A 25,384-nucleotide genomic window follows, 5' to 3' on the forward strand; every position below is an offset into this window, starting at 1 on the left:
GACATGACCTCTGCTTCGAAACGGCTGTGGCAGGCCAGTCCGCTGACCTACGGCGCCCTGATCCTGGCGTCCCTGCTCTCGCTGTTCCCGTTCTACTTCATGTTCATCGTGGCCACCCGCAAGCTGGAGGTCATCAACGCGGTGCCGCCGCCGTTCACCCCCGGCGCCGACTTCGGTGACAACTTCGGCCGGGTGCTCGACAACGAGCACGCCGCGTTCATCTACGGCCTGATCAACTCGGTGATCGTCTCCTGCGCGGTGACGCTCAGCGTGGTGTTCTTCTCCGCGCTGGCCGGGTTCGCCTTCGCCAAGCTGCGGTTCAAGGGCCGCAACCTGCTGCTGCTGGCTATCGTCGGAACCATGATGGTGCCCACGCAGCTGGCCATCATTCCGCTGTACGGCATGATGCAGGACTGGGGCTGGGGAGCCACCCTGCAGGCCGTCATCGTGCCGTTCATGGTCACCGCGTTCGGTGTGTTCATGATGCGCCAGTACGCGAGCTCGGCGATCTCCGACGAGCTGATCGAGGCCGCCCGGGTCGACGGGTGCGGCACCTTCCGGATCTTCTGGAGCGTCGTGGCGCCCGCGCTGCGTCCCGCCGCCGGTGTGCTCGGCCTGCTGACGTTCATGGACACCTGGAACTCGTTCCTGTGGCCGTACGCCATCCTCGACTCCGACACGCCTACCGTGCAGGTGTCACTGGCGCTGCTGTCGTCGGCGTACTACACCGATTACGCACAGGTGTTCGCGGCGACCGCGGTGGCGACGGTGCCGCTGCTGCTCGTCTTCGTAGTTTTCGGTCGCCAGATCATCGGCGGCATCATGGAAGGTGCAGTAAAAGCGTGACCACTCAGCAACACCCCCAGCTCGCCGCCCCGACGGTGGCCTTCCCCCCGGACTTCCTCTGGGGGGCGGCCACCGCCTCCTACCAGATCGAGGGTGGCGCCTTCGAGGACGGGCGGACTCCGTCCATCTGGGACACCTACGCCCGTACGCCGGGCAAGGTGCTCAACGGGGACAACGGCGACGTGGCCTGCGACCACTACCACCGCAGGGCCGACGACGTCCGTCTCATGACCGAGCTGGGGTTGCGGTCGTACCGCTTCTCGGTGGCGTGGCCCCGGGTGCAGCCCGGCGGCCGCGGCCCGGCGAACCAGAAGGGCCTCGACTTCTACCGAGGCCTGGTGGACGACCTGCTCAGCAAGGGCATCGAGCCGTGGCTGACCCTGTACCACTGGGACCTGCCGCAGGAGCTCGAGGACGCCGGCGGCTGGCCCGCCCGCGACACCGCCTACCGCTTCGCCGAGTACGCGGGTCTGGTGCACGACGCCCTCGGTGACCGGGTCAAGTTCTGGACCACGCACAACGAGCCGTGGTGCAGCGCGTTCCTGGGGTACGGCTCGGGCGTGCACGCCCCCGGGCGCACCGACGGCGCGGCCGCGCTCGCGGCGGCGCACCACCTCAACCTGGGTCACGGCCTGGCCGTCCAGGCGATCCGGGCCTCGGTGCCCGACCGCCAGATCGGCATCACGCTGAACCTGCACTCGCTGGCGCCGTACACGGACTCCCCGGAGGACCTGGACGCGGTGCGTCGTATCGACGCCGTCGGCAACCGGGTCTTCCTGGACCCGATCTTCCGCGGCGAGTACCCGGCCGACCTGCTGGCCGACACGGCCGAGGTGACCGACTGGGGCTTCGTGCAGGACGGCGACCTGGCGACCATCAGCCAGCCGATGAGCATGCTGGGCGTGAACTACTACACCCGGCAGATCGTGGCCGGTCCGGCCGACGACGGCCTGCCGCAGTCGCACTGGCGTGCCGCGTCGGCGTGGCCCGGCAGCGGACATGTCCGGTTCCTGACTCGGGACCTGCCGGTGACCGAGATGGGCTGGGAGGTCGACCCGGACGGCCTGGTGGACCTGCTGACCAGCACGCACCGCGACTACGGCCCGATCCCGATGTACATCACCGAGAACGGCGCCGCCTACGACGACCGGGTGGCGGCCGATGGGAGCGTTCCCGACCCGGATCGCGTAGCCTACCTGGACGCCCACCTGAAGGCGTGCCACCAGGCGATGGCGGCGGGGGTACCCCTGCGTGGATACTTCGCGTGGTCGCTGCTTGACAACTACGAGTGGGCCTGGGGCTACTCGCGGCGGTTCGGCATCGTCCATGTCGACTATGACACTCAGGTTCGCACGCCCAAGACAAGTGCACACTGGTACGCGGACGTGATCCGGCGCGGCGGGCTCGCCGCCTGACGACAGCGGTCCGGGGGCCGTGTGGAGCGGCCCCCGGACGGGCTAGACATGAATAAGGAGCAGCCATGACGACGCAGCGCACGAGGTCTGCCGGCAGACCGACGCTGGACGAGGTCGCCGCGCTGGCCGGAGTGGGCCGCGGCACGGTCTCGCGCGTCGTCAACGGCTCGCCGCAGGTCAGCCCCGAGGCCCGCAGCGCGGTCCAGGAGGCGATCAAGGAACTCGGGTACGTGCCCAACCGGGCCGCCCGTGCCCTGGTCACCCAGCGCACCGACTCGGTCGCGCTGGTCGTCTCCGAGTCGCAGGAGCGGGTCTTCGCCGAGCCGTTCTTCGCGGGCATCGTGCGCGGCGTCTCCTCGGCCCTGGCCGACACCTCGCTGCAGCTGTGGCTGGCCATGGCCCAGTCGCCCGCCGAGCGCCAGCGGATCGAGCACCACCTGACCAGCCAGCACGTCGACGGCGTACTGCTGCTGTCGCTGCACGAGTCCGACCCGCTGCCGCAGTTGTTGCGTCAGCGCGGCCTGCCCGCCGTGCTCGGCGGCCGCCCGGTCAGCATCGACCAGCAGATCTCCTACGTCGACATGGACAACGTCAGCGGCGCCCGGATCGCCGTCGACTTCCTGCTCAACGCCGGTCGCCGCCGCGTCGCCACCATCGCCGGGCCGCAGGATCTCGGCGTGGGCGTGGACCGCCTGGTCGGCTACCGCGCCGCGGTGCAGGGCGCCGCCGCCGAACCGCTGATCGAGTTCGGCGACTTCAGCGAGTACAGCGGCGTCGAGGCGATGCGCCGGCTGCTGGCCCGCCGCCCCGACCTGGACGCGGTCTTCGTCGCCTCCGACCTGATGGCCGCCGGTGCCATCCGCGCCCTGCGCGACGCCGGACGCCGGGTGCCCGAGGACGTCGCCGTCGTCGGCTTCGAGGACTCGCCGGTGGCCCGCCAGACCGAGCCCCCGCTGACCACGGTCTACCAGCCGGTCGAGGACATGGGTCGGCACATGGCGCGCCTGCTGCTCTCCCGCATCCGCGGCGAGGAGGAGCCCAACCACATCCTGCTCGACACCCACCTGGTGCACCGCAACTCGGCCTAATCCCTCCGGCTGACCCCCGGTTGACGTGGGTCTATGGCGCCGTGGAGGATGGTGGTCCACCGGGTGACGGGTGGGTTAAGACATCTACGGCTGTCGCTGTTAAGGTGTGTGTGGTCGGGTGGCGGCAATGGCGGCGCTGCCCCTGTTCGGGCGGCGCTGACCTGGGGTTCTCACCCGTCGGGATTCTTTCCCACGGATACGGCGCCGCAATGCGTACGAAACGGTAATAGGGCAAGCTCTGGCAGAGTTCCGGCGCTTGCGCGCCGCTCGTCCGGAGGGAGCCGCCATGTTGCTGAGGGTCCGCGTCGCTCTGCCTGACCGTCCCGGCTCGCTCGGGCAGGTAGCCCGCACGCTCGGTGTCGCCGGTGCGGACATCGTCCAGGTCGTGGTGCTGGAGCGCCTCGGCGGCCGGGCGATCGACGACTTCACGGTGGTCTGGCCGGGCGGTGCCGGGGTAGAGCGCCTTCGTGCCGGGCTGAGCGCGATGCCCGGAGTCCGGGTGGACGGCATCTGGCGGGCCATCGGCGCGCCGGTGGCGGGCGCCTTCGACGCCGAACTGCTCACCCAGGTCGCCGCGAACCCGAACGAGGGCCTGGCCACGCTGGTCGACACCGTTCCGGCGCTGCTGGCCGCCGACTGGGCCATGGCGATCCGGGTGCCCGCCGACTGGGCCGTGCGCAGCGGCTCCTCGGTCGGGGTCGAGGTGCGCCAGGGCGTGGACGACGCGCTCGTGTTCGGCACCCTGCGACCCAAGCCCGCCACGCCGCCGGTGCTGTACGCGAGCTGGCGCGCCCCGCAGCAGCTGCGGTTGCCCGAGGTGACGCCGCTGCGGGCGCGGTCGATGACCGGCTCCGACGGCACCCGCTACGCGCTCGCGCCGTTCGGCCGGGCCGGGCTGGTGCTGGTGGTGGCGCGTTCGGCCGACGACGACCTGCCGGTGGCCGCGTTCCACGCCACCGAGGTCGACCGGGTGGCGCAGCTGGTGCGCGCCGCCGCGGTGATCGTGGGCGACCGCCTCGACAGCGCCAAGGCCCCCGCGCCGCGCGCCGCGGTCGGCGACCGGCCGCTGGAGGAGCCCGCGTCAGCCGTCTGACCTTCGCCGGTCGACTCGTCTGGGCCCCTCGCCCGCCGCAACGGCGGGCCGCCACAGCCTCCCCACCAGGCTTTCCCCGCCGTAACCTGTGACCTCGGGCATAGTTAGATCTTGATAAAGGCGTGTAACCGCCTGGAAACACGGCGAGCGCACGCTGAGTTCCTGACGCCGGAGGTCGCCCAGACCGGGCGCCCTGCCCGGCGGGAGAAGGAGCGGGTCATGGCGCTGTGGCGGGTGCGGGCGACCGTCGACGATCGTCCCGGGTTTCTGGCGGTGCTGACGGCGAGCCTGGCGCTGCGTTCGGTCAACATCCTCGCCGTGCAGGTGCTCACGACCGAGTCCGGTGCCGTGGACGACCTGGTCGTGGACGCGCCCGACGCGATGACCGAGGCCGAACTGCTGGCCGCCATCGAGCGCGGCCGGGGGCGCGACGCCTGGGTGAGCCGCACCGACGCGTACGGCCTGATCGACCCGCCCACCCAGGCCCTGACCCTGGCCGCCCGCCTGGCCGCCGACCCCGAGTCGCTGCCCACGGCGCTGACCGCGCTGCTCGGCGGCAGCCTGGTCCGCCGGGAACAGGGCGGCGCCACCGTCAGTGGGCATTCCGACACCACCATGCGGCTGCCCGACCCGTGCACCGACGGTGGCTCGCTGGTCGCCACCCGGCTGGCCCCCGCGTTCACCCCGGCCGAGTTCGCGCGGGCGCAGGCCCTGGTCGAGGTGTGCCGGGCCGCGTTGACCCGGCGCCTGGCCGCCGCCACGATGCTGCTGCCCGACGGCACCGAGGTCTCGCTGCGCCCCGCGGGCGCGCACGACCTGTCCGCGGTCGACGAGATGCACGGCCGCTGCGGCGACCGCAGCCTCTACCTGCGCTATCTCTGCGGCACCCGGGGTCCGGGCCGTAGTCGGCTGGCGCGACTGCTCACCCCGGCGCGGGGCTGCACCATGGTCGCCGAGACCATCGGCGCCGACGGCGACCCGCACGTGGTGGCCGTGGCCAACCTGGTCGGCGAGGGCGAGACCGCCGAGATCGCACTCCTGGTGGAGGACGGCTGGCAGCGCCGCGGTATCGGCACCGCGCTGTTGCGGCGGCTGGTCGGGTTGGCGGGGCCGTCCGGGTTCCGCTCGGTCACCCTGCACACGCACGCCGAGAACGACGCCATGCTGCGCACCATGCGGCGGCTGCCCCGACCGTCCCGCCTGGACCGCGACGGCACCCTGCTCAGCGCCACCATCGCGGTGGCCGAGTTCTCGGCCCTATCGTCCCCACGACCCTGACCCCCCCAATCACAAGGTCATCCATGTTGCCGGGCAATCGGGCGTATCTTGGCGGTCGGCTCGCCCCATTGCCCGGCAACATGCGCGATCTTGGGGGTCGGTACCCTGCACTTACGTAGGCGGTCGCACACATTGTGCGATCGCCCTGCTTGCTCCCGGTCAAGCATTCACTCATGAGCGCCCCTCACACGCCGCCGACCGGATACCGTGACGCGCCACCGACCGAGTGGGATCCGGACCGGCCCGTCGACTTCGCCGAAGCCGAGGATTTCCTGCGCGCCTGCTATGCCGAGCTGCCGAAACTGGGGCCGGTCGAGCCCCGGCTGGCGGCGGTGCGCGAACAGATCGACGCCCTCGGCACGTACACGCACACCCATACCGAGCTGGTGCACGGGGCCCGGATGGCCTGGCGCAACGCCAGCCGCTGCATCGGCCGGGTCTACTGGCGCAGCCTGAGCGTGCTGGACCGACGCACCCACCGCGGCGCGGACCAGATCTTCGACGACCTCGTCACCCACCTGCACCTGGCCACCGGCGACGGGCACACCCGGGGCAGACTGCGCGCCACCATCTCGATCTTCGGACAGTCGGTCCCCGGGCGCCCGATCACCCGGGTCTGGAACGACCAGCTCATCCGGTACGCCGGACACCGCAAGGACGGCGCCCTGATCGGCGACCCGCAGTACGAGCAGTTCACCGCCGCGGTGACGAAGCTGGGCTGGACCGGCAAGGGCAGCGCCTTCGACCTGCTGCCGGTCGTGCTGCAGACCGGCGACGGCGAGCCGCGCCTCTACGAGCTGCCCGAGTCGGCGGTGCTGGAGGTGCCGCTGGCCCACCCGGAGTACGGCTGGTTCGCCGAGCTGGGCCTACGTTGGCACGCCGTACCGGCGATCTCGAACATGCGGCTGTCCATCGGCGGGGTGGACTACCCGCTGGCGCCGTTCTCAGGGTGGTACATGGGCACCGAGATCGGGGCACGCAACCTCGCCGACGCCGACCGGTACGACCAGATCCCCGTCATCGCGGCCCGGCTGGGCCTGGACACCAGCAGCGAGACGACGCTGTGGCGGGACCGGGCGCTGCTCGAACTCAACCGGGCGGTGCTGTGGTCGTTCGAGCGATCCGGGGTGCGAATGACCGACCACCACAGCGAGTCGAAGCTGTTCCTGACCCACGTCGAGCGGGAGCGCAAGGCGGGCCGCCAGACCCCGGGCGACTGGAGCTGGCTGGTCCCGCCGCTGTCGGGCGGCCTCAGTCCGATCTTCCACCAGTACTACCCCGAGGTGGACCAGCGGCCGAACTTCTACCTCGACCGCGCCGCCCGCTGCCCGTGGCAGCCGCAGCCGCAGTCGGCGCCGACGATTCCCGCGCAGCGCACCGCGTCCGGCTCCGCCCGCTGCCCGGTCACCGGCCAGTCCACCCTCGCCGCCGAGGAGCGCTCCGCCACGGCACCCGCCACGGCGCCGGCGACGTCACCAACCGCGTCACCAACCGCGTCACCGGTGGCCGCCGCGACCGGCGTGTCGGCTCTGGTCGGGGTCCGGTCGGCGGCACCTGGCCCATCGGTCCTGGCCTCGGGCCCGAGCGAAGCGGCGGCGCCGGGTGCGGTCGTGGTCGCGGCGCCACCCCGCAAGCGCGGCTTGCGCCGCCTCCTGGGCTGACCGCATCCGCGAGCGCCCCCAGCGCTGGCTGCCTGGCCGCGCGCTCGCTTCAGCGGCAGGTTGTCACGTGAGCTCACACGGGTGGGGTTGTGCGTACAACCCCACCCGTGTGAGCTCCGCACCGTATTCGCCTCGGGCGCAGGGCACGAGCGGGGCCGCCGACGGCGACAGCGCATCCACCGGCGGACGGGCCGTCACGCGACCAGCTCCGGGCGGTACACCTCGAGCCGGAGCCTGCGCACCTTGTCGAGCTGGTCGCGGATCAGGCTGTCGGCGGCCTCGGCGGCGCACACCGCGAACTCGGCCTCCTTGAGGCGACGCAGCGTGCCGGCGGTGATCCGTACGCCCCATTCGCGCATGCCGCGCGTCGCGACGACCTCGACACTGCCGTCGGCGCTGGCGCCCCGGGCCTCGATCGCCTCCAGGCCCTGGTAGTAGGCCTGCGCGGCGGGACTCTGGGCGCTCGACGCGCGCACGGTCCACCCGCCCGACTCGCTGACGGCAGCCTCGACCTCCCGGATACGGGCCACCCACAGCAACCGGCACACCGCCGTGAGCTGCGGCTCCAGGTCGTGTTCGGACGCACGGTCGTAGTACCCGGGTGCGAACGCCAGCCGCAGCTCGTGACGGCCGGTCAGTTCGACCGTGATCTCGCCGTTCGGGGCGCGGACGCTCATCCGCAGCCCGTCGAGCCGGTCGGCCAACTCGCCCACGTGCGCACCGCCTTCAGTCGGAGTAGCCCATGTACTCGGGGTTCATGATGTTCTGCCGGGTCGCGCCGACCAGGGCCGGTCGCGGCGCGACGAAGTAGTCGCGGTGGCCGTGCACGGCGTCGAGGATGTTCTCCAGCGCCTTGGCGATCCGCTGCTCGGTCTCGCTGATGACCTCGCTCGCCTTGTTGACGGCGGTGTGCATCGAGTCGAGCACGGCGTTGGTCTCGTCGCCGGAGATGGTCAGCTCCGGCGGGCTGGGCGGCAGCGCCGCGGCCACCCACGCGGCCGCGCCGACCGTCGAGATCGTGATCGCCAGGGCCGCCGATCCGCCGAAGGTGGGGATCGTGAGCAGGATGCCGGTGATGGCTGCCGCCGCCGTGAACGTGACCGCCCACTCCTTGGACGTGCAGTCGTCCATGGCGTCGAGCGCCTTGAGCGTGTTCTCGGCGATCTGGTCGATGTCCTTGCGTGCCGCCGCCCACATGGCCTGCTCGGCCTCGAGCGCGGCCTTCAGCGCCGAGACCAGGATGAACTGGTTGCGGGCCACCGACGGGAACGGGTCGATGAAGTTGGTCTTGAACTCCATCGCGGCCTTGCCGGTCCACGACTCGATGTACGACTCCGAGCCGCTGATCTTGTCGAGCACCGGGTTGGCGTAGTAGTTGGCGCCGTTGGTGGAGATCGGGTCGCGGGTGTCCTGGCCGGTACTGAGCTTGGCCAGCGCGCGCTTGAGCGTCTCGATCGCCGGGGTGTACGACGCCGGATCCGGGATCTGGCTGAACGGCTGGAACAGCCGCGGCACTTCGCCGTAGCAGCGCTCGATGAGTTTCGGCTGCTCCTGGGCGACGAGCGAGGGCGACTGCGTCGCCATCAGCTCCCCGAGGCCCTCCTTGAAGGCCTTGTTGCCGATGTCGGTCGCGTGCTGCATGAGCTGCTCGAAGCTCACCGTCGTCCCCCTCGCGCGTGGTGGTGCGCCCGACCGGTGGCCGTCACGGCACCCTGCTCTCTCGCTTCAGCCGCTCGAACTCCACCTTGGCGGCGTAGTCGGTCCCGGCATACGTATCGGCCGCCAGCAGCAGCGCTTGCGCGGTCTCGTCGAGGTTCTCGTCGGTGTCGGAGAGAAACCGGTGCACCGTGTCGCGCAACTCGGTCCACGACCGATAGGCCGGACCCTGCGGACCGCCGAACTGTGCGGGCCGGGTGAACGCGGCCGACAGTCCGACGTCGGTGTCGCTCACGAAAGCGGCGGCATCGGCATACTCGACCGCCACGTCCGGCAGGTTGGTCTTGGCCATTGTGTACAACCGGAACAGATCCGCCCCGAGATCACGCCCGTGGTCGGGCATGCGCATCTCCTCCCCGCCGAGTGCACCGATCGATGCGCTCACGTTAGTGGATCGGCCGCGTTCGCACGGCCCTGCCCGGTGGCAGGCTGCCGTCACTGTCCGATCTGGTCGGAGAGTCGCGCCCCCGCCGGGCGGGCGGGGGCGCGGATCCGACTCAGACGTTGGGGGGCAGGGCCGACCACTGCGGGAAGTTGCCGTAGAGGCGCTCGTCGGCGCCGCCCGTGGTGACGGCCTGCACCAGCAGGTCGCCGCCGACGAAGGCGCCCTTCCAGGAGGCACCGCGACCGCCGAACGGCTCCTCGCGGTCGCCGCGCGAGCGCGGCTTGTTGATCCCGACCTTGAACGCCTGCAGGTCGCTCGCCAGCTTGCCCGCCAGCTCCTCGTCGTCGCAGGCCAGGCTCGCGACCAGGGCGCCGTTGGAGGCGTTCATCGCCGCCAGCAGCTCCTCCTCGGTGTCGACGACGACGATCGTGTCGACCGGTCCGAACGGCTCGGCGTGCATGAGCCGCGACCGGCCGGGCGGCGCGAGCAGCGCGGTCGGAGCGACGTACGCCGAGAGCGCTTTTGATCCGACAGTCTGGCCGTCGAGGAAGCGGCCGCGGGACAGCTTGCCCCGGTGCAGCGGCACGGCGCCCGCCCTGATCGCCTCGTCGACCTTACGGTGCAGCTCCTCGGCCTTGGCCGCACTGATCAGCGGCCCGAAGTCCAGCTCCGGCAGGGCGTCGCCGGGGGAGTCCACGGCCAGCGGGTGGCCGAACCGGATCGACTTGACCACCGGCAGGTACACGTCGAGGAAGTCGTCGACCAGATCCCGCTGCACCACGAACCGCGGGTATGCGGTGCAGCGCTGCTTGCCGTACTCGAAGCCCTTGCGCAGGTGCCCGGCGAGCGAGTCCCACTGGGAGAACTCCCAGACGCCCCAGGCGTTGAGCCCCTCCTGCTCGATCATGTGGCGCTTGTCCGTGTCGAGCAGGGCCGCCGCGACCTTGCCGCCGTTGGAGCGGCCGCCGACGAAGGCGACCGCGCCGATCTCGCTCGCGCGTACCAGCACCTCGGACAGCTCCTCGCCACCGCCAGACAGCAGGGCGACCGGCAGCCCGGCCCGGTGCATGAGCGCGTGCGCGACGGTGAGGCAGACCGCGCCGCCCTGCGACGGGGTCTTGGCGATGACCGCGTTGCCCGCCAGCAGCTGCACCAGCTCGGCGTGGACCAGCACCGACATCGGGTAGTTCCAGGAGGCGATGTTGCTGACCGGGCCGGGCAGCGGTTCGCGTCCGGCGGTCTGGCGCTCGATCTGGTCGACGTACCAGCGCACGCCGTCCAGGGCCCGGTCGACGTCGGCGCGGGCCAGCCGCCAGGGCTTGCCGATCTCCCAGACCAGGAGCATGGCCAGCAGGTCGCGATGCTCGGTGAGGGCGTCCAGCGCCGCCACGACGCGAGCCTTGCGTTCCGGCAGCGGGGTGGCGGCCCAGTCGCGGTGGGCGGCGGCCGCGTGGCGTACGGCGGTCAGTGCGGTCTCGGCGTCCAAACGGGACAGGTTCGCCAGGGTGCTGCCGTCGACGCCGGTGGTGAGCGGGCTGGGGCGACCGATCGGCCGCCAGTCGCCCTGGATCAGGTTGCGCAGGGTGGCCGAGCCCGCTGCGGAGTCGAACGCCTCGGGTGTGGCGGCGACGGCGCGGGCGAGAGTCGTGCTCCAGTCGGTGCCGTGGGCGAGCTGCAGTGCCATCCGGTCCTCCTCATTGAGCCCGCGGCGCCGGCCGGGCCGCGAGTTGGTCGGTACTCTGCCGCCGCCCGCGCGGCACGGGCAATGAGAAATTCCTCTCCCGCGATCCAACCGATGGCGTTGACCTGCACCGATGTGCGGCCCGCGTGACAAACCTCTCGGATTCCTACCGCCGGGTAACATGTGGCCCCGAGCGGCGGCTTGTGGCCGTACCCCCTGGTTGAGCCTTTGGTCTGGACTTTTCGGGGTGAGTCGGGCGGATCACTTCGGGGCAATCGGGCCACTGCGCAGCGCGACCAGATGGTCTATCGTCGGGGCACCGCACCCCCGCGTCACCCCGCTTCACCCGTTTTGCACCCCTGCTTTGCACCCCTGCTTTGCACCCCTGCTCATTGGAGTCCCGCCATGCGCCGTCGCATCGCGGTGTCCGCGGTCGTCCTGCTGCTCGGCCTGGCCGGGTGCACCTCGACCAAGGACCCGGTCGCCTCGCCGAGCGCCACGGCACCCTCAGCCTCCGTGGCCCCCTCCCCCTCCGACTCCCCGTCGCCTTCGCCCTCCCCGTCGCCGAGTGCCTCGCCGAGCCCGAAGCCGTCACCGTCGCCCACCCGCGCGCCGAGCCCGAAGCCGCCGAAGACGACCGCGCCGACCGGACCCATCTCCTGCACCGGTACGGCCACGCAGAGCAAGCCCCGTGCCACCGGCAACGGCCCCGCCGGGTCCATCCTCAAGACCGGCACCGACGCGGTCGCGCTGACCTTCGACGACGGACCCGACCCGATCAACACCCCGAAGATGCTCGACCTGCTCAAGCAGTGCGGCGTCAAGGCGACGTTCTGCCTGGTCGGCTTCCGGGCCCGGGACCGGCCGGACCTGGTGCGCCGGATCTACGAGGAGGGCCACACCCTCTGCAACCACTCCTGGCAGCACCTGACCGACCTGGGCAAGCGCGGCCACGACTACATGCTCAAGGACCTGAAGGCCACCAACGACGCCATCCACAAGACGGTGCCGGACGCCAAGATCGCCTACTTCCGGGCCCCCGGCGGCAACTTCACCACCGAGATGGTGCAGGTCGCCAAGGACCTGGGCATGACGTCGATCTACTGGCACGTGGACCCGCGCGACTGGGACTCCTCGTCGTACGGCAGAGGCTCGGCGATGGTGCGCCACGTCATCTCGTCCGTCGAGGGCAGCGTGCGGCCGGGCTCGATCATCCTGTCCCACGACAACGGCAAGCCGGACACGATCACGGCGTACCGCACGCTGCTGCCCTGGCTGAAGGCCCGCTTCGAACTGATCGGCCTCCCCGTCGAAACCCCCCTGCCCTGACGTGAGGAAGGGCCCCTTCTTGTCGCAATGCGATGTGGAAGGGGCCCTTCTTCACGCCCGTGTGGGCTCAGGCGGCGGGGGATCCGTGCACGGAGCAGGTAGCCGTCCACCCGGTGGGGACCACCTGCACCTTCATCCGGCGGCGGCAGTGCGTGCAGTAGCGCGGCGGCTCCAGCTCCCGCGCCGCCCGGCACGCCGCATGGTCGACCGCCGCCGTGTCCTCACCGCAGCGGTCGCAGTACGTCACCGTCGTCTCGGTCATGGCCACTCCGATGCGGCTACAGCGTCGCCGACAGGGCCTTGACCGGCATCTTCAGCTCGGTCAGCAGGTCCAGGTCGGCGGTCGCCGGTCGGCCCAGCGTGGTCAGGTAGTTGCCCACGATCACCGCGTTGATGCCGCCGAGCAGGCCGTCACGCGTGCCCAGGTCACCGAGGGTGATCTCGCGGCCGCCCGCGTACCGCAGGATGGTGCGCGGCAGCGCGAGCCGGAACGCCGCGATCGCCCGCAGCGCGTCCTTGGGGTCCATCACCGGCTGGTCGCCCAGCGGGGTGCCCGGCCGCGGGTTCAGGAAGTTCAGCGGCACCTCGTCCGGCTCCAGCTCGGCCAGCTGCGCGGCGAACTCGGCGCGCTGCTCCAGCGTCTCGCCCAGGCCGATGATGCCGCCGCAGCAGACCTCCATGCCGGAGTCGCGCACCATCTTCAGGGTGCCCCAGCGCTCCTCCCAGGAGTGCGTGGTGACCACGTTCGGGAAGTACGACCGGCAGGTCTCCAGGTTGTGGTTGTACCGGTGCACGCCCATGTCGACCAGCTCGTCGACCTGCTCCTGGGACAGCATGCCCAGGCTCGCGGCCACGTTGATGTCCACGGCCGCCTTGATCGCGGCGACCCCGTCGCGCATCTGCTTCATCAGCTTCGCGTCCGGACCGCGCACGGCGGCGACGATGCAGAACTCGCTGGCCCCGGTGGCCGCGGTCTGCCGGGCCGCCTCGACCAGCGACGGGATGTCCAGCCACACCGAGCGCACCGGTGAGGAGAACAGGCCCGACTGGGAGCAGAAGTGGCAGTCCTCGGGGCAGCCGCCGGTCTTCAGCGACACGATCCCCTCGACCTCGACCTCGGGGCCGCACCAGCGCATGCGCACTTCGTGGGCGAGCTGCAGGGCGGCCGGGATGTCCGCGTCGGGCAGCTGGAGGACGGCGAGGATGTCCGCCTCCTCCAATCCGAGCCCCTGTTCGAGGACACGGGTGCGAGCACGGTCGAGCACGGATGAAGAGCTGGTGGACATGGGCGTACCCTACCAACGCGGCCAGGGCGGGTCTGCCGAAGGCCGAGCGATACGTGGATGAGTTGGGTTGATGGGCGACTGGCTGAGCACTCTGCGTCGTAAGGCGGAGCTGCGCGAACGCGCCGGACTGCGGCGTGAGTTGCGCCCGCGTGACGGCGGCGACACGATGACCGACCTCGCGGGCAACGACTACCTGGGCCTGTCCCGGCATCCCGAGGTGCTGGCCGCGGCCGCCCAGGCCCTGACCGAGTACGGCCTCGGCGCCACCGGTTCCCGCCTGGTCCGCGGCAGCACCGACGCGCACACGGCGCTGGAAGACGCGCTCGCCCACCGGCTCGGCACCGACCACGCTTTGGTCTACTCCAGCGGCTACCTGGCCAACCTCGGTGTGGTCCGGGCCCTGTCCCAGCCGCGTACGCTGCTGGTCTGCGACGCCCACTGCCACGCGTCCCTGATCGACGGCTGCCGCCTGGCCGGTGTCGAGACGGTCGTCTTCGACCACGCCGCCCCCGCCGCCGCCGCCGCGGTGCTCGCCGCCCACCCGGGCCGCCCCGCCGTGGTCCTCACCGAATCCGTCTTCTCCGTCGACGGCGACCTGGCCCCGTTACCCGAACTGCACGCCGTCGCCCGCGCCCACAACGCACTCCTGCTGGTCGACGACGCGCACGGCCTCGGCGTGATCGGACCGTCCGGCGCCGGTGGCGTGGTCGCCGCCGGGATCGCGGGCGAGCCCGACGTCGTCGTCACCGCCACCCTGTCCAAGGCGCTGGGCGGCGCGGGCGGCGTGGTCGCGGGTCCGCAGGCGCTGATCCGGCACCTGATCGACACCGGCCGTACCTTCATCTTCGACACCGCCCTGCCCCCCGCCGTGACCGCCGGTGTCGCCGCCGCGCTGGCGCTATCCGCCACCCGCGACGACCTGCGGGCTACGCTGCACGAGCGCGCGCGGCAGATCCGCGACACGCTGCGCGCGTCCGGCCTGGCGGTCACCGACCCGGCCGGCGGCGTCGTGTCGGTGCGTGCCGACTCAGCCGAGCAGGCCTGGGCCTGGGCTCTGGCCTGCCGGGACAAGGGCGTGGCGGTCGGCTGCTTCCGCCCGCCGTCCACCCCGGACCAGGGGTCACGGCTTCGCCTGACCGTCAACGCCGGCGTCCCGGCCGAGCAGTTCGCGCGGGCTTTGGAGATCATCGTGGAGGTACGGCCGTGAGCACGGCGCTACGGGGAATCGTGCTGGTCACCGGCACCGACACCGGGGTCGGCAAGACCATCGTCACCGCGGCGGTGGCCGCCGCCGCGAGCGCGGCCGGGCTGCGCGTCGGCGTGGTCAAACCGGCGCAGACCGGTGTGGACCCGGCCTACGGCGAGGTCTCCGACATGGAGATCGTGAGTCGCCTCGCCGCCCCGGCGACGGTCGTCACGCTGCACGAGTTCCCCGACCCGCTCGCGCCGACGGCCGCCGCCCGCGTCGCACAGCTCGATCCGCCGGACATGTTCGAAGTCATCGACCGGGTCAAGACCGTCGCCGCCGAACACGACCTGACCCTGGTCGAGGGCGCGGGCGGGCTGCTGGTGCCGATGGGCGCGCACCCCGGCGGCTCCCAGTGGACGCTGGCCGATCTGGCCGTGGCGCTGTCGGCGCCCGCGATCCTGGTGGCTCGGGCCGGGCTGGGCACGCTCAACCACACCGCGCTGACCCTGGAGGCGATGGCCCGCCGCAGCATTCGGGCGTACCCGGTGCTCGGCGCCTGGCCCGGCCGCCCCGAACTGGTCCACTACACCAACCTGGCCGATCTGCCCGACGACCTGTACGGCCTGCTCCCCGACGGCGCGGGCGCCATCGACCCCGGCGTCTTCCGCCGCAGCGCCCCCGAGTGGCTCCACCCCACCCTCCACGGCACCTGCGACGACCCCCGCCTCCTCGCCGAACCCGACGAAGACTGACGCTGGGGTAAGGAAGGGCCCCTTCTTATCGCTTTCCGAGGTAGAAGGGCCCCTTCTTAACCCCACGGAACCTGTGATCCCACGGAACTCGCGATCGTGGGAGCCCACTCCCGGGTGGTCGCACCCTGCTCGTGGGTGGTCGCGCCCCGCTTCTGGGTGGTCGTGCTCCGCTGGGCGGCCGCGACGGCGCGGCCGGTCAGCGGGTGCTGGTCGGGTCGTGCAGTTTCGGGGAAACTGCACGAATTCCGACCATGATTCCTGCACTTTCGCCGAAACTGCAGCTTCGCCGACGGCCCACCAGGGCGAGGCCGCAGCAGGGCTGTCGGCGTCGCCGACCGCAGCCCCGACGCCGCGATGCGGACGGGGTTAAGAAGGGGCCCTCCCTATACGTGAAGCGATAAGAAGGGGCCCTTCCTCACCTCAACGCGGGGTGGTGGATGGTGAAGGTGTCGGGCATGCGGAAGCTGAGGTTGTCGGGGCACCAGGGGGCGCGCAGGACTTCGGCTCGGCGGAGCAGCGGGGCTGTCTCGGCGACCACTACGGCGGCTTCCATGCGGGACAGTTGGGCGCCGACGCAGCGGTGGGCGCCCGCGCCGAAGGCCAGGTGGCGGCGGGAGCCGCGCTGGCCGGGGACGAAGTCGTGGGGGTGTTCGGCCACGTGACGGCCCGCGTGGGCCAGCCAGAGGACGATGCTGCGGCCGCGGGGGACGGGCAGGCCGTCGAGTTCGGTGTCGTGGGCGGTGACGCGGCGCCAGGTCGGGATGGGCGGTTCCAGCCGCAGGCCCTCCTCGACCACGTCGTCGATCGCGATCGTGCCCCGGGTCAGCCCGTCCAGCACCGCGTGTTCGCCGGTCAGCCGGTGCAGCAGCAGGGTGAGGAACTGCGAGGTGGTCTCCTGCCCGGCGACCAGCAGGAAGAACAGCGCCCCGACCGGGGTGTCGCGGTGCAGGCCGTTGGCGGCGGTGTATTCGCGCAGCTCGCCGACCATGCCTCCGGCGGTGGCGGCGAAGTCGCGCAGCATCGCGTGGAAGCGGCCGACCGTGTCGGCGAGGGCGAGCTGGCGGGCGGCGTCGAGCGGGGCCCAGAAGAGTTCGAGGGCGGCCCGGGAGAACTGCTTGACCACGGCCGCGTCGGCGGCGGGCAGGTCGACCAGGCGGGCCAGCACCAGTAGCGGCAGGTCGGCGGCGAGGTCGGCGTACAGGTCGACCGGTTCGCCGGTGCGCAGCCGCGCGGCCAGGGCGGCGACGCGGCGGCGGACCAGGCCGGTGAGCCACGGCTGCTGCTCGGCGACGCGGGCGGGGTGCAGCGCCCTGGTGGTGATCTCGCGGATGGCCGGGTGGGTGGCGCCGCCGTTGTTGGCCAGGGTCGGCGGCAGCCGGAAGCCGTACGACGTCAGCACGCGCATCGCGCTCACCGGCATCGGCGTGATCGCGTCGAGCGCGTTGTCGGGGCGGAACGTGTCGGGGTCGGCCAGCACCCATTTGATCACTTCGGGCCGGGTCACCACCACGTGGCGTACGCCGACGTGGTCCTTCACCTCGACGGTGGCGTCACCCGCCCCGTGTAGAGGCTGGTCCCAGGTCCGGAACAGCACCCGATCACGGTACAAGGCGGCACCGCGCCGACCTTGGGGGAGGTCGCGCCGGGTGCGGCTGCCCACACCCGAACCCGATGCTGTCGAAACATTTACATTGCGCTATGTGGGATGAGACTCATGATATTCGATATCTCTGTGCCGGAAGACGTCCGGCGCGAGTCTCACCGTGGAGGACCGATGCGCACTTCTTCCGCCGTCGTCAGCGCCGGCCTGACCCTGGCCGCCATCGTCGCGGCGCTGGCCGTTCCCACCGCGGCCCACGCGACCAGCGCCGTGGGCTGCGAGTCCGGCTACAGCACCATCGAATGCGGGGTGGGCGGTGGCCCGTTCGACAGCGTGCAGTGGAGCCGGAACGGGACCTACATCCCGAGCTGGGACGGCAAGCTGAGCGTCACCACCGCGTGCACCAGCGGCCAGTGGTACACGTTCCAGGCCACGGTGACGGTCGGCGGCGTGGTCGAGACGCCGGCGTACAGCATCCTGTGCTGGCGGGGCGCCTGGCGCTGACGCCCCGTCGTCGCCGCCGGACGGATCGGAGCGGGGTCGCGTCGCCCGGCCGCGAGTTGACACCCCCCGAACCGATGCCTGTGCAAACATTTACATAGAGACATGGAAATGGCGCTCGGAGCTGCTCGATACTGGGCGGGCCGGAGCCTTCCGGCATGATCGAATCCACTGTGGAGGATAGATGCGCACCTCTTCTGCCGTCCTCAGGGCGGGCGTGGCCCTGGCGGCCTTCGGCGCGGCACTGGTCGGCGCCGCACCCGCCCAGGCGGCGACTCACGTCGTCGGCTGCGAATCGGGCTACGGCAACATCGCCTGCGAGCTGTACGGCCCGCCCGCCGACAGCGTGCGCTGGAGCCTGAACGGGGTCTACATCCCGAGCTGGGACAACAAGACCAGTGTCTCGACCGCCTGCACGATCGGGCAGCGCTACACGTTCAAGGCGACGGTGACCACCGGCAGCGTGGTCGAGTCGCCGGTCTACAACGCCGTGTGCCGCCGGATCCCCAGCTGATCCACGCACTTCGAGCGCCGTTCCCCGGGCCGGGGGACGGCGCTCGGCTCACTCCGGGCGCTGGGGCTCGATGACGGTGATGCCGGTGGGCGGGCGTTCGCCCATCGCGGCCAGCGCCGCCGGGACGCCCGACAGCGGGATGCGCGCGGTGACCAGCGAGTCGGGGCGGATCCGGTCGAGCACCAGCCGCAGCAGTTCCGGGTAGTCGTCGGGGGACAGGCCGTGGCTGCCGAGGATCTCCAGCTCGTGGCCGATGACGCGGCTCATCGGCAGGGCGGGGTCGCCGACCGCCGAGGGCAGCAGCCCGACCTGCACGTGGCGGCCGCGGCGGCGCAGGCTGAGGATCGCGGCGGTGGCGGTCACCGAACTGCCCAGCGCGTCCACGGTCAGGTGCGCACCGCCGCCGGTGAGCTCGCGGATCGCCTCGACCGGGTCGGACTCGGCGCTGTTCACCACGGCGACCGCGCCGTGCGAGCGGGCCAGCGCGAGCGCGCCGGGGGAGACGTCGACGGCGATGACGCGGGCGCCGTACGCGGTGGCGATCATGATGGCGGACTGGCCGACGCCGCCGCAGCCGTACACGGCGACCCATTCCCCCGGGGCGACCCGGCCCTGCGCCGTCACCGCCCGGTACGCGGTGGCGAACCGGCAGCCCAGCGCCGCCGCGGCCGCGTACGACAGCTCCGGTGGCAGCGCCACCAGGTTCACGTCGGCGTGATGGATCACGGTGTACTGCGCGAACGAGCCCCAGTGGGTGAACCCGGGCTGGGTCTGCCGCTCGCACACCTGGTGGTCCCCGGCCCGGCAGGACGGGCACGACCCGCAGCCGCACACGAACGGCACGGTCACCCGGTCACCGGGCTGCCAGCGCCGCACTCCGTCACCGACGGCGTGCACCACCCCGGCCAGTTCGTGGCCGGGCACGTGCGGGAAGGTCGCGATGTCGGGGTCGTGGCCCACCCAGCCGTGCCAGTCGCTGCGGCACAGCCCGGTCGCCTCGACCCGGATCACCGCCCCGGCGGGCGGGGCGACCGGGTCGGGCACCTCGCGCACCTGCGGCATCGCACCGAACCGGTCGTAGACCACCGCACGCATACAGCCATCCTCCCGCCGGGTGCGGTCGGCCTGGAGGCCGACCGCCGCGCCCGCGGTGCTGTCGGCGCACCGGGCGGGCGCGAAGTCGACCGCGCCGGGGCTCCGGGACGCGGTGGTCAGCAGGATATGTCGATCAGTCGAGCGGGCGGTAGGTCACGCCCATGGCGTCGAAGCGAGGCAGCTGGGCGGCGAGTCGGCGCCGGAACTCCGCCTCGTCGCCCCGGGTGCCCCAGCCCGCCTCGGCCACCGCGCACAGGCGGGGCAGCAGGTTGTACTCGGCGCGGGCCGGGGTCGGCAGGTACTCGGCCCACAGGTTGCCCTGGACGCCGACCACCCGGTGGCCGTTGTCGGGGGCGTCGGTGGGCTCGGGGTCGTAGCCGTACACGGTGGACAGCGGGGTGGGGCCGAAGCCGATGGACAGCGGCTCGCCCTCGGCCATCGACTCGTTGTAGTCCAGGTAGACGTGGCTCTGCGGGGTGGCGACCACGTCGTGGCCGTCGCGCAGCGCGGCGACCACGCGGTCCTGGGCGCGCCAGGCCATGATCAGCGCGTCCTTGGGTACGCCCCGGCCGACCAGCTCGTCCCAGACCACGACCCGGCGGCCGTGGCCCCGCAGGTGGTCGGCGAGCTGGTTGATCCACCAGCCGAGCAGGTCCTCGGGGTCGGTGAGGCCGAGTTCGGCCATGCGGGCGCGGCCGCTCGCACCCTCCAGCCACTCGCGCGGCGGCACCTCGTCGCCGCCGAGGTGGATCAGCTCGCCGGGGAACACGTCGACCAGCTCGTCGAGCACCTCGCGCATGACCTGGACGGTCGCGTCGTCGCAGTTGAGCACCCGGTCGTGGATGCCCCACCGGGTGGCCACCTCGTGCTGGACCTCGGGGAAGTTGCCCAGCTCCGGGTAGGCGGCCACGGCGGCCACGGTGTGGCCGGGCAGGTCGATCTCCGGCACGACCGTGACCCCGCGCCGGGCCGCGTACGCGACGAGGTCGCGCAGCTCGTCCTGGGTGTAGAAGCCGCCGTGCGGCACGTCGTCGCGCAGCCCGTCGTGCTCGTGCCCGACCGGGGAGTCGGCGCGCCAGGCGCCCACCGAGGTCAGCCTGGGGTGGCGGCGTACCTCGAAGCGCCAGCCCTGGTCCTCGGTGAGGTGCAGGTGCAGCGTGTTCATGCGGTGCATGGCGATGAGGTCCACCACCGTGTACAGCCACGACATCGGCTTGTACCAGCGGCCGACATCGATCATGATCCCGCGCCACGGGTAGCGGGGCCGGTCGGTGATCTCGACGTAGGGCAGGGTCCAGGCGGTGCCGGGCACGGGCTCGGTCGCGTACGCCGCGACGGGCAGCAGCTGCCGCAGTGCCTGCACCGCCCAGCGCAGCCCGGCGAGCGACGCGGCGGTGGCGTGGACGCCGGTCTCGTCCACGATCAGGGTGTAGCCCTCGTCGCCCAGGTGGGCGGCGCCGCCAAGGGTGAACCGCAGTTCGCCGGGGCCGTCCGGCAGCGGCAGGCCGGTGGCGGGGGTGAGCAGTTCGCGCAGCAGCGCGGCGATCTCGGCGGGCGCGTCGACGGCGGTGTCGGCGGTCAGCGTCCATCCGCCGGGGCGGGACGCGTACGACGTGGGCTGGGGGATCAGCACGACGGCTCCTCCTCGGACCCGCGCTGCGGCAGGTCAACGTTCAGAAAACGGTTTCTGTTGCCGGGTGCGCACCGTAGTACGCCTTGTTAACAGTAGTCAAGAACATCCGGATCGGCGGGCACGAGCGTCTCGGGCAGGCGAGGCTCCAACCAGGAGCGGCGGAAGAGAACGGTTACCACCACAGGCTTGTGTGAGCGCGAGCACATGCTCTACTGTCTGCCTACTCATCGGGGGGAAACGTTTACGAAAGATCGGCGTAGCTCTGACGTAAAAAGGATGGCCCCATGGTTCTGTCCCGTCGCGACGTCCTGCGGACCGGCGGCGCCGGTGCGCTCGGCGTGCTCGCACTGCCCCTCCTGCCCGCCGCCCCCGCGTTCGCCGACGAGTTCGACGCGCTGCGCCAGCGGTACCGCGACTCGATCACCGGCACCGGCTTCTCCGCCACCGCCCAGCCGTACGCCACAGTTCTGGCCAACATCGGCGCCAGCGCGTCGACCCGGCGCGCCAGCATGACCCCGACCGCCGCCGACCTCTGGCCCGACCTGCCGCTGGGCACCTCGTCGTCGGTCTCCAACAGCTATTCCCGTCTCAAGACCATGGCCCTGGCCTACGTGCAGCCCGGCACCGGCCTGACCGGCAACGCCACCCTGCTCGGCGAGGTCGTCACCGGCCTGGACTTCCTCCACGGCAAGGTCTTCAACCCGTCGACCACCTACTACGGCAACTGGTGGGACTGGAACATCGGGTCGCCGCAGACCCTGCTGGACATCATGGCGCTGATCTACAGCGCACTGACCGCCACCCAGATCAGCAACTGGCTCGCCGCGGTCGACCACTTCACTCCGGCCGCCTCGCCGCTGCTCAACGGCGGCGCCAGCACCGGCGCCAATCGCATCGACGTCTGCATCGTGCTCGTCCGCCGCGGCATCCTCGGCAAGAACTCGACCAAGGTCCAGGCCGGCCGCGACGGGCTGTCTCCGCTGTTCGAGTACGTGCGCACCGGCGACGGCATCTACACCGACGGCTCCTTCATCCAGCACGGCGTGGTCCCCTACGCGGGCAGCTACGGTTCGGTACTGGTCGGCGGTCTCGGCGGCATGCTGGCGCTGCTGGCCGGGTCGACCTGGGCGGTGAGCGACCCGAACCAGCAGATCATGTTCGACGCCATCGACAAGGCCTGGCTCCCGTTCATCTTCAACGGCCTGATGATGGACGGCGTCAGCGGCCGGGCGATCAGCCGCGGCCTGTCCGTCCAGGATCTGCTGGGCATCCAGGGAGACGACCACGTGCGCGGCCACTCGGTCACCGCCAGCATCGTGCGCATGGCCGACGCCGCGCCCGCGGCCCAGGGCGCCGCCTGGCGGTCGGCGGTCAAAGGCTGGATCCAGCGCGAGTACTGGGGCAACCTGGCCGACGACGTGACCATGAGCATCCCCGGCCTGGCCGCCTGCCTGGCGGTACGGGACAACGCCGCGATCACCGCCGGCGCCGAGCCGGTCAACCACAGACTGTTCGCCGCGATGGACCGGGCCGTGCACCGCCGTGCGACCTGGGCCGCCTCGCTCAACCTGTGCTCGGCGCGCACCACCTACTACGAGACCGGCAACGGGGAGAACCTGCGCGGCTGGCACACCAGCAACGGAATGCTCTACTGCTGGGGCGACAGCTGGGGCAACGGGCAGTACTCCGACGCGTTCTGGCCGACCGTCGACCCGTACCGACTGCCCGGCACCACCGTGTCGAAGAAGGCGCTGGCCGACGGTGCGGGCGGCGACTGGGGTTCGCCCGACCCCGGCACCAGCTGGGTGGGCGGCGCCACCGACGGCACGTTCGCGGCGATCGGCCAGGACACCCGCAGCCTGCAGTCGACCCTGCAGGCGAAGAAGTCCTGGTTCTGCCTCGACGACAGCATCGTCTGCCTGGGGGCGGGGATCACCGCCGGCGACGGCGTCGCGATCGAGACGACCATCGACAACCGGAACCTCGGCGGCGGCACCGGCACCCAGACCTGCACGGTCGACGGGTCGCCGCAGCTGACCACGGTCGGCTCCGCGGCCACCTTCACCAACGCGAGCTGGGCGCACAACACCTTCGCGGGCTTCGTGTTTCCCGGCGGGGCGACGTTCAAGGGGCTGCGCGAGACGCGCAGCGGCAGTTGGTCGCAGATCAACACCGGCGGCACCACCGACGTGATCAGCCGCAAGTACCTGACCATGTGGTTCGACCACGGCACCACCCCGTCCGGCGCGTCGTACAGCTACCTCCTGCTGCCCGGCGCGACCACCGCCACGACCGCGAACCGGGCCGCCAACCCGACCGTGTCCATCCTGGCCAACTCCGGCTCGGTGCAGGCGATCAGCGACACGGCGACCGGCGTCACCGCGGCCAACTTCTTCGCCGCGGGCACCGCCGGACCGATCACGGTCAGCGCACCCTGCTCGGTGCTGCTGCGCGAGTCCGGCGGCCAGCTCAAGGTGTCGGTGGCCGACCCGACCCGGACCGCCACCACCATCACGGTGACGATCAACCGCGGCGGGTACGCCACCGCCTCCGGTGACCCGCAGGTCAGCGTCATCGGCCTGAACCCGGTCACGCTGGTGGTCGAGACCGGCGGCAGCCTCGGTGCCAGCCGCACCATCACGCTGGGCACAGGCGCGGCCGTCACCGGCGGGGCGCTGGTCACCCTGGCCCCGACCGCCGACGCGCACGTGCGCGACGGCAGTTACGCCACCACCAACTTCAACGGCAACACCCTGGAGATCAAGAACGACGGCACCGGGTACGCCCGCCGGGCCTACCTGAAGTTCGACCTGTCCGGGCTCGCGTCCGCGCCCAAGCGGGCGGTGCTCTGGGTCAGCGGCAACACCGCCGACTCGATCGGCACCCACACCACCATCAGCGCGTACGCGGTGGCCGCCGACAGCTGGTCGGAGTCGACCGTCACCTGGAACACCGCTCCGGCGCTGGGCGCGCAACTGTCCACCGCCCCGCTGTGCCAGGTCGCCGACTGGATCCCGCTGGACGTGACCTCGTTCGCGCGGGCGGAGTACGCGGGGGACAAGACGGCGACGGTCGGGCTGTGGCAGGCGGTCGCGGGGCGGGCGACCATCGTCAACAGTCGCACCAACACCACGCGTCCGGCGTTCCTGCAGGTCGTCACCGGCTGACGGGACCGGCCGACCGGGCGTGGACACCGGGATGGAGGACGAGTAGTGTAAACGCTTTCTCAAGCCGTTTCCGCTGCTCGTCCTCGTACCAACTGGGGTTTTTGATGACCACCAAGCGACCCACCATCCGCGACGTCGCGGCGCTCGCCGGGGTGTCGGTGGCCACGGTCTCGCGCGTGCTCTCCGGCGACTACCCGGTCGCCGGGCCCACGCGCACCCGGGTGCAGCGCGCCGTCCGCGACCTCGACTACGTCGTCAACGCGCACGCCCGCGCGCTCTCCGGCGCGACGTCGAAGGTCGTCGCCATCGTCATGTTCAACGTGACCACGCCGTTCTACGCGCACATCGCCGCGGGCGTCGAGGCGCAGGCCACCGAGGCCGATCGGCTCTGCCTGGTCTGCACCACCGGCGGCGACCCCGACCGCGAGCTCGAGATCGTCAAGCTGATGCGCGAGCAGCACGCCGACGCCGTCATCCTGGTCGGCGGCGTCACCATGAACGACGACTACCGCGAGCGGATGCACCGCTATGCCAAGGCGCTGGAGGACGCCGACAGCCGCCTGGTGCTGTGCGGCCGCCCCGCCCCGTCGCCGGACTTCCCCGCCATCACCGTCGAGTACGACAACGTCGGCGGCGCCTACGCCGCCACCAGCCATCTGCTGTCGGCGGGCCACCGTCGCATCGTGTTCCTCGGCGGTACCGTCGGCAACACCACCTTCGACGCCCGCGACACCGGCTACCGCAAGGCGATGACCGCGTTCGGGGCGACGATCGATCCCGCGCTGGTCAGCCACCACTCCAGCCTCGGCCCCGAGTACGGCTTCGACCGCGTCAACGAGCTGCTGGCCGCCGGGACCGACTTCACCGCGATCTTCGCCGTCAACGACCACGTGGCGGCCGGGGCGATGCGGGCGCTGCGCGCGGCGGGCAAGCGGGTCCCCGACGACGTCTCGATCATCGGATACGACGACACCCCGTTCGCGCAGGACCTGTCCACGCCGCTGACCAGCGTGCACCTGCCGCACGACGAGCTGGGGCGCACGGCGGTCAAACTGGCGCTGCAGCGCACCGGCTCGGCCCGCCAGCACGTCATGCTCGGCACCCACATCACCATGCGCGACTCGGTCCGCCCCCTCATCTGAAAGACGAAGGAAG

At 71.7% G+C, this 25,384-nt stretch carries 22 protein-coding genes; 13 read left to right on the forward strand and 9 right to left on the reverse strand.

The features are described 5' to 3' along the window. The first annotated feature begins 3 nt into the window (after nucleotides 1–3). The 6 genes from KUA19_RS15810 (at nucleotide 4) to KUA19_RS15835 (ending at nucleotide 7,381) form a co-directional block, all read left to right on the forward strand. The gene (locus tag KUA19_RS15810) at nucleotides 4–846 is read left to right on the forward strand and encodes a carbohydrate ABC transporter permease (RefSeq protein ID WP_217396754.1); all 843 of its coding nucleotides are present in this window, start codon (nucleotides 4–6) and stop codon (nucleotides 844–846) included. Next, entirely contained in the window at nucleotides 843–2,261 is a 1,419-nt protein-coding gene (locus KUA19_RS15815; protein WP_308167463.1) for a GH1 family beta-glucosidase, read from the forward strand. Before KUA19_RS15810 ends, KUA19_RS15815 begins: the two co-directional genes overlap by 4 nt. 65 nt (nucleotides 2,262–2,326) lie before the next feature. Further along, entirely contained in the window at nucleotides 2,327–3,349 is a 1,023-nt protein-coding gene (locus KUA19_RS15820; RefSeq protein ID WP_217396755.1) for a LacI family DNA-binding transcriptional regulator, read from the forward strand. A 286-nt stretch (nucleotides 3,350–3,635) separates the two neighbouring features. Next, a complete protein-coding gene (locus KUA19_RS15825; RefSeq protein WP_254549443.1) occupies nucleotides 3,636–4,442 on the forward strand; it encodes an ACT domain-containing protein in 807 nt (268 codons plus the stop codon). A 219-nt stretch (nucleotides 4,443–4,661) separates the two neighbouring features. Next, a complete protein-coding gene (locus tag KUA19_RS15830) occupies nucleotides 4,662–5,720 on the forward strand; it encodes a GNAT family N-acetyltransferase (protein ID WP_217396756.1) in 1,059 nt (352 codons plus the stop codon). 173 nt (nucleotides 5,721–5,893) lie between these two features. Further along, nucleotides 5,894–7,381, forward strand: a complete 1,488-nt coding sequence (locus tag KUA19_RS15835; protein WP_217396757.1) for a nitric oxide synthase oxygenase — start codon at nucleotides 5,894–5,896, stop codon at nucleotides 7,379–7,381. A 194-nt stretch (nucleotides 7,382–7,575) separates the two neighbouring features. Here KUA19_RS15835 and KUA19_RS15840 read toward each other — a convergent pair whose 3' ends face one another. The 4 genes from KUA19_RS15840 to KUA19_RS15855 form a co-directional block, all read right to left on the reverse strand. Continuing rightward, entirely contained in the window at nucleotides 7,576–8,094 is a 519-nt protein-coding gene (locus tag KUA19_RS15840; protein WP_217396758.1) for a hypothetical protein, read from the reverse strand. A 13-nt stretch (nucleotides 8,095–8,107) separates the two neighbouring features. Next, nucleotides 8,108–9,040 (reverse strand): hypothetical protein, encoded by a 933-nt coding sequence (locus KUA19_RS15845; protein ID WP_217396759.1) that lies wholly within the window; start codon nucleotides 9,038–9,040, stop codon nucleotides 8,108–8,110. 43 nt (nucleotides 9,041–9,083) lie between these two features. Next, nucleotides 9,084–9,440, reverse strand: a complete 357-nt coding sequence (locus KUA19_RS15850; protein WP_217396760.1) for a hypothetical protein — start codon at nucleotides 9,438–9,440, stop codon at nucleotides 9,084–9,086. 154 nt (nucleotides 9,441–9,594) lie between these two features. Continuing rightward, nucleotides 9,595–11,166 carry an aldehyde dehydrogenase family protein gene (locus KUA19_RS15855; RefSeq protein WP_217396761.1) on the reverse strand — a complete coding sequence of 524 codons (1,572 nt, stop codon included), beginning with the start codon at nucleotides 11,164–11,166 and terminating at the stop codon, nucleotides 9,595–9,597. 402 nt (nucleotides 11,167–11,568) lie between these two features. On the opposite strand from KUA19_RS15855, the gene KUA19_RS15860 reads away from it, so the two are divergent. Beyond that, nucleotides 11,569–12,492: a polysaccharide deacetylase family protein gene (locus KUA19_RS15860; protein WP_254549445.1), complete on the forward strand. Its 924-nt coding sequence runs from the start codon at nucleotides 11,569–11,571 to the stop codon at nucleotides 12,490–12,492. A 67-nt stretch (nucleotides 12,493–12,559) separates the two neighbouring features. Here KUA19_RS15860 and bsaP read toward each other — a convergent pair whose 3' ends face one another. Both bsaP and bioB read right to left on the reverse strand, forming a co-directional pair. Beyond that, on the reverse strand, nucleotides 12,560–12,754 hold the full coding sequence (bsaP, locus tag KUA19_RS15865) for a biotin synthase auxiliary protein BsaP (protein ID WP_217396762.1): 195 nt from the start codon (nucleotides 12,752–12,754) through the stop codon (nucleotides 12,560–12,562). Nucleotides 12,755–12,770: 16 nt separating this feature from the next. Next, nucleotides 12,771–13,778 (reverse strand): biotin synthase BioB, encoded by a 1,008-nt coding sequence (bioB, locus tag KUA19_RS15870; protein WP_217396763.1) that lies wholly within the window; start codon nucleotides 13,776–13,778, stop codon nucleotides 12,771–12,773. 70 nt (nucleotides 13,779–13,848) lie between these two features. On the opposite strand from bioB, the gene KUA19_RS15875 reads away from it, so the two are divergent. Beyond that, nucleotides 13,849–14,985 carry an 8-amino-7-oxononanoate synthase gene (locus tag KUA19_RS15875; protein WP_217396764.1) on the forward strand — a complete coding sequence of 379 codons (1,137 nt, stop codon included), beginning with the start codon at nucleotides 13,849–13,851 and terminating at the stop codon, nucleotides 14,983–14,985. A gap of 20 nt (nucleotides 14,986–15,005) precedes the next feature. Continuing rightward, on the forward strand, nucleotides 15,006–15,719 hold the full coding sequence (bioD, locus tag KUA19_RS15880; protein ID WP_217396971.1) for a dethiobiotin synthase: 714 nt from the start codon (nucleotides 15,006–15,008) through the stop codon (nucleotides 15,717–15,719). Between the two features lie 415 nt (nucleotides 15,720–16,134). On the opposite strand, the gene KUA19_RS15885 is transcribed toward bioD, so the two are convergent. Further along, complete coding sequence (locus KUA19_RS15885; protein WP_217396765.1) at nucleotides 16,135–17,313, reverse strand: cytochrome P450; 1,179 nt, start codon at nucleotides 17,311–17,313, stop codon at nucleotides 16,135–16,137. A gap of 180 nt (nucleotides 17,314–17,493) precedes the next feature. Here KUA19_RS15885 and KUA19_RS15890 point away from each other — a divergent pair, with 180 nt between their 5' ends. Together KUA19_RS15890 and KUA19_RS15895 are read left to right on the forward strand one after the other, a co-directional pair. Next, nucleotides 17,494–17,823 (forward strand): hypothetical protein, encoded by a 330-nt coding sequence (locus KUA19_RS15890; protein WP_217396766.1) that lies wholly within the window; start codon nucleotides 17,494–17,496, stop codon nucleotides 17,821–17,823. A gap of 181 nt (nucleotides 17,824–18,004) precedes the next feature. Continuing rightward, a complete protein-coding gene (locus KUA19_RS15895) occupies nucleotides 18,005–18,334 on the forward strand; it encodes a hypothetical protein (protein ID WP_217396767.1) in 330 nt (109 codons plus the stop codon). A gap of 48 nt (nucleotides 18,335–18,382) precedes the next feature. Here the strand turns inward: KUA19_RS15895 and KUA19_RS15900 are convergent, their stop codons facing one another. Together KUA19_RS15900 and KUA19_RS15905 are read right to left on the reverse strand one after the other, a co-directional pair. Continuing rightward, on the reverse strand, nucleotides 18,383–19,429 hold the full coding sequence (locus tag KUA19_RS15900) for a zinc-dependent alcohol dehydrogenase family protein (protein ID WP_217396768.1): 1,047 nt from the start codon (nucleotides 19,427–19,429) through the stop codon (nucleotides 18,383–18,385). 133 nt (nucleotides 19,430–19,562) lie between these two features. Continuing rightward, nucleotides 19,563–21,062: a beta-N-acetylhexosaminidase gene (locus KUA19_RS15905; protein ID WP_217396769.1), complete on the reverse strand. Its 1,500-nt coding sequence runs from the start codon at nucleotides 21,060–21,062 to the stop codon at nucleotides 19,563–19,565. Between the two features lie 284 nt (nucleotides 21,063–21,346). Here KUA19_RS15905 and KUA19_RS15910 point away from each other — a divergent pair, with 284 nt between their 5' ends. Further along, complete coding sequence (locus KUA19_RS15910; RefSeq protein ID WP_217396770.1) at nucleotides 21,347–24,229, forward strand: polysaccharide lyase family 8 super-sandwich domain-containing protein; 2,883 nt, start codon at nucleotides 21,347–21,349, stop codon at nucleotides 24,227–24,229. A gap of 104 nt (nucleotides 24,230–24,333) precedes the next feature. Then, nucleotides 24,334–25,371 carry a LacI family DNA-binding transcriptional regulator gene (locus tag KUA19_RS15915; protein WP_217396771.1) on the forward strand — a complete coding sequence of 346 codons (1,038 nt, stop codon included), beginning with the start codon at nucleotides 24,334–24,336 and terminating at the stop codon, nucleotides 25,369–25,371. Nucleotides 25,372–25,384: the final 13 nt, after the last annotated feature.

This window comes from Catellatospora tritici (assembly GCF_019083965.1).
GTDB classification, from domain to species: Bacteria; Actinomycetota; Actinomycetes; order Mycobacteriales; family Micromonosporaceae; genus Catellatospora; species Catellatospora tritici.

Excerpts from the sequence above, each read along its gene's own strand:
- bsaP (WP_217396762.1), bottom strand. The coding sequence starts at position 12,754 with ATGACCGAGACGACGGTGACGTACTGCGACCGCTGCGGTGAGGACACG.
- KUA19_RS15875 (WP_217396764.1), top strand. The coding sequence starts at position 13,849 with ATGGGCGACTGGCTGAGCACTCTGCGTCGTAAGGCGGAGCTGCGCGAA.
- KUA19_RS15835 (WP_217396757.1), top strand. The coding sequence starts at position 5,894 with ATGAGCGCCCCTCACACGCCGCCGACCGGATACCGTGACGCGCCACCG.
- KUA19_RS15820 (WP_217396755.1), top strand. The coding sequence starts at position 2,327 with ATGACGACGCAGCGCACGAGGTCTGCCGGCAGACCGACGCTGGACGAG.
- KUA19_RS15825 (WP_254549443.1), top strand. The coding sequence starts at position 3,636 with ATGTTGCTGAGGGTCCGCGTCGCTCTGCCTGACCGTCCCGGCTCGCTC.
- KUA19_RS15860 (WP_254549445.1), top strand. The coding sequence starts at position 11,569 with ATGCGCCGTCGCATCGCGGTGTCCGCGGTCGTCCTGCTGCTCGGCCTG.
- KUA19_RS15855 (WP_217396761.1), bottom strand. The coding sequence starts at position 11,166 with ATGGCACTGCAGCTCGCCCACGGCACCGACTGGAGCACGACTCTCGCC.
- KUA19_RS15895 (WP_217396767.1), top strand. The coding sequence starts at position 18,005 with ATGCGCACCTCTTCTGCCGTCCTCAGGGCGGGCGTGGCCCTGGCGGCC.
- KUA19_RS15890 (WP_217396766.1), top strand. The coding sequence starts at position 17,494 with ATGCGCACTTCTTCCGCCGTCGTCAGCGCCGGCCTGACCCTGGCCGCC.
- bioB (WP_217396763.1), bottom strand. The coding sequence starts at position 13,778 with ATGTCCACCAGCTCTTCATCCGTGCTCGACCGTGCTCGCACCCGTGTC.
- KUA19_RS15900 (WP_217396768.1), bottom strand. The coding sequence starts at position 19,429 with ATGCGTGCGGTGGTCTACGACCGGTTCGGTGCGATGCCGCAGGTGCGC.
- KUA19_RS15830 (WP_217396756.1), top strand. The coding sequence starts at position 4,662 with ATGGCGCTGTGGCGGGTGCGGGCGACCGTCGACGATCGTCCCGGGTTT.
- KUA19_RS15850 (WP_217396760.1), bottom strand. The coding sequence starts at position 9,440 with ATGCCCGACCACGGGCGTGATCTCGGGGCGGATCTGTTCCGGTTGTAC.
- KUA19_RS15915 (WP_217396771.1), top strand. The coding sequence starts at position 24,334 with ATGACCACCAAGCGACCCACCATCCGCGACGTCGCGGCGCTCGCCGGG.
- KUA19_RS15810 (WP_217396754.1), top strand. The coding sequence starts at position 4 with ATGACCTCTGCTTCGAAACGGCTGTGGCAGGCCAGTCCGCTGACCTAC.
- KUA19_RS15910 (WP_217396770.1), top strand. The coding sequence starts at position 21,347 with ATGGTTCTGTCCCGTCGCGACGTCCTGCGGACCGGCGGCGCCGGTGCG.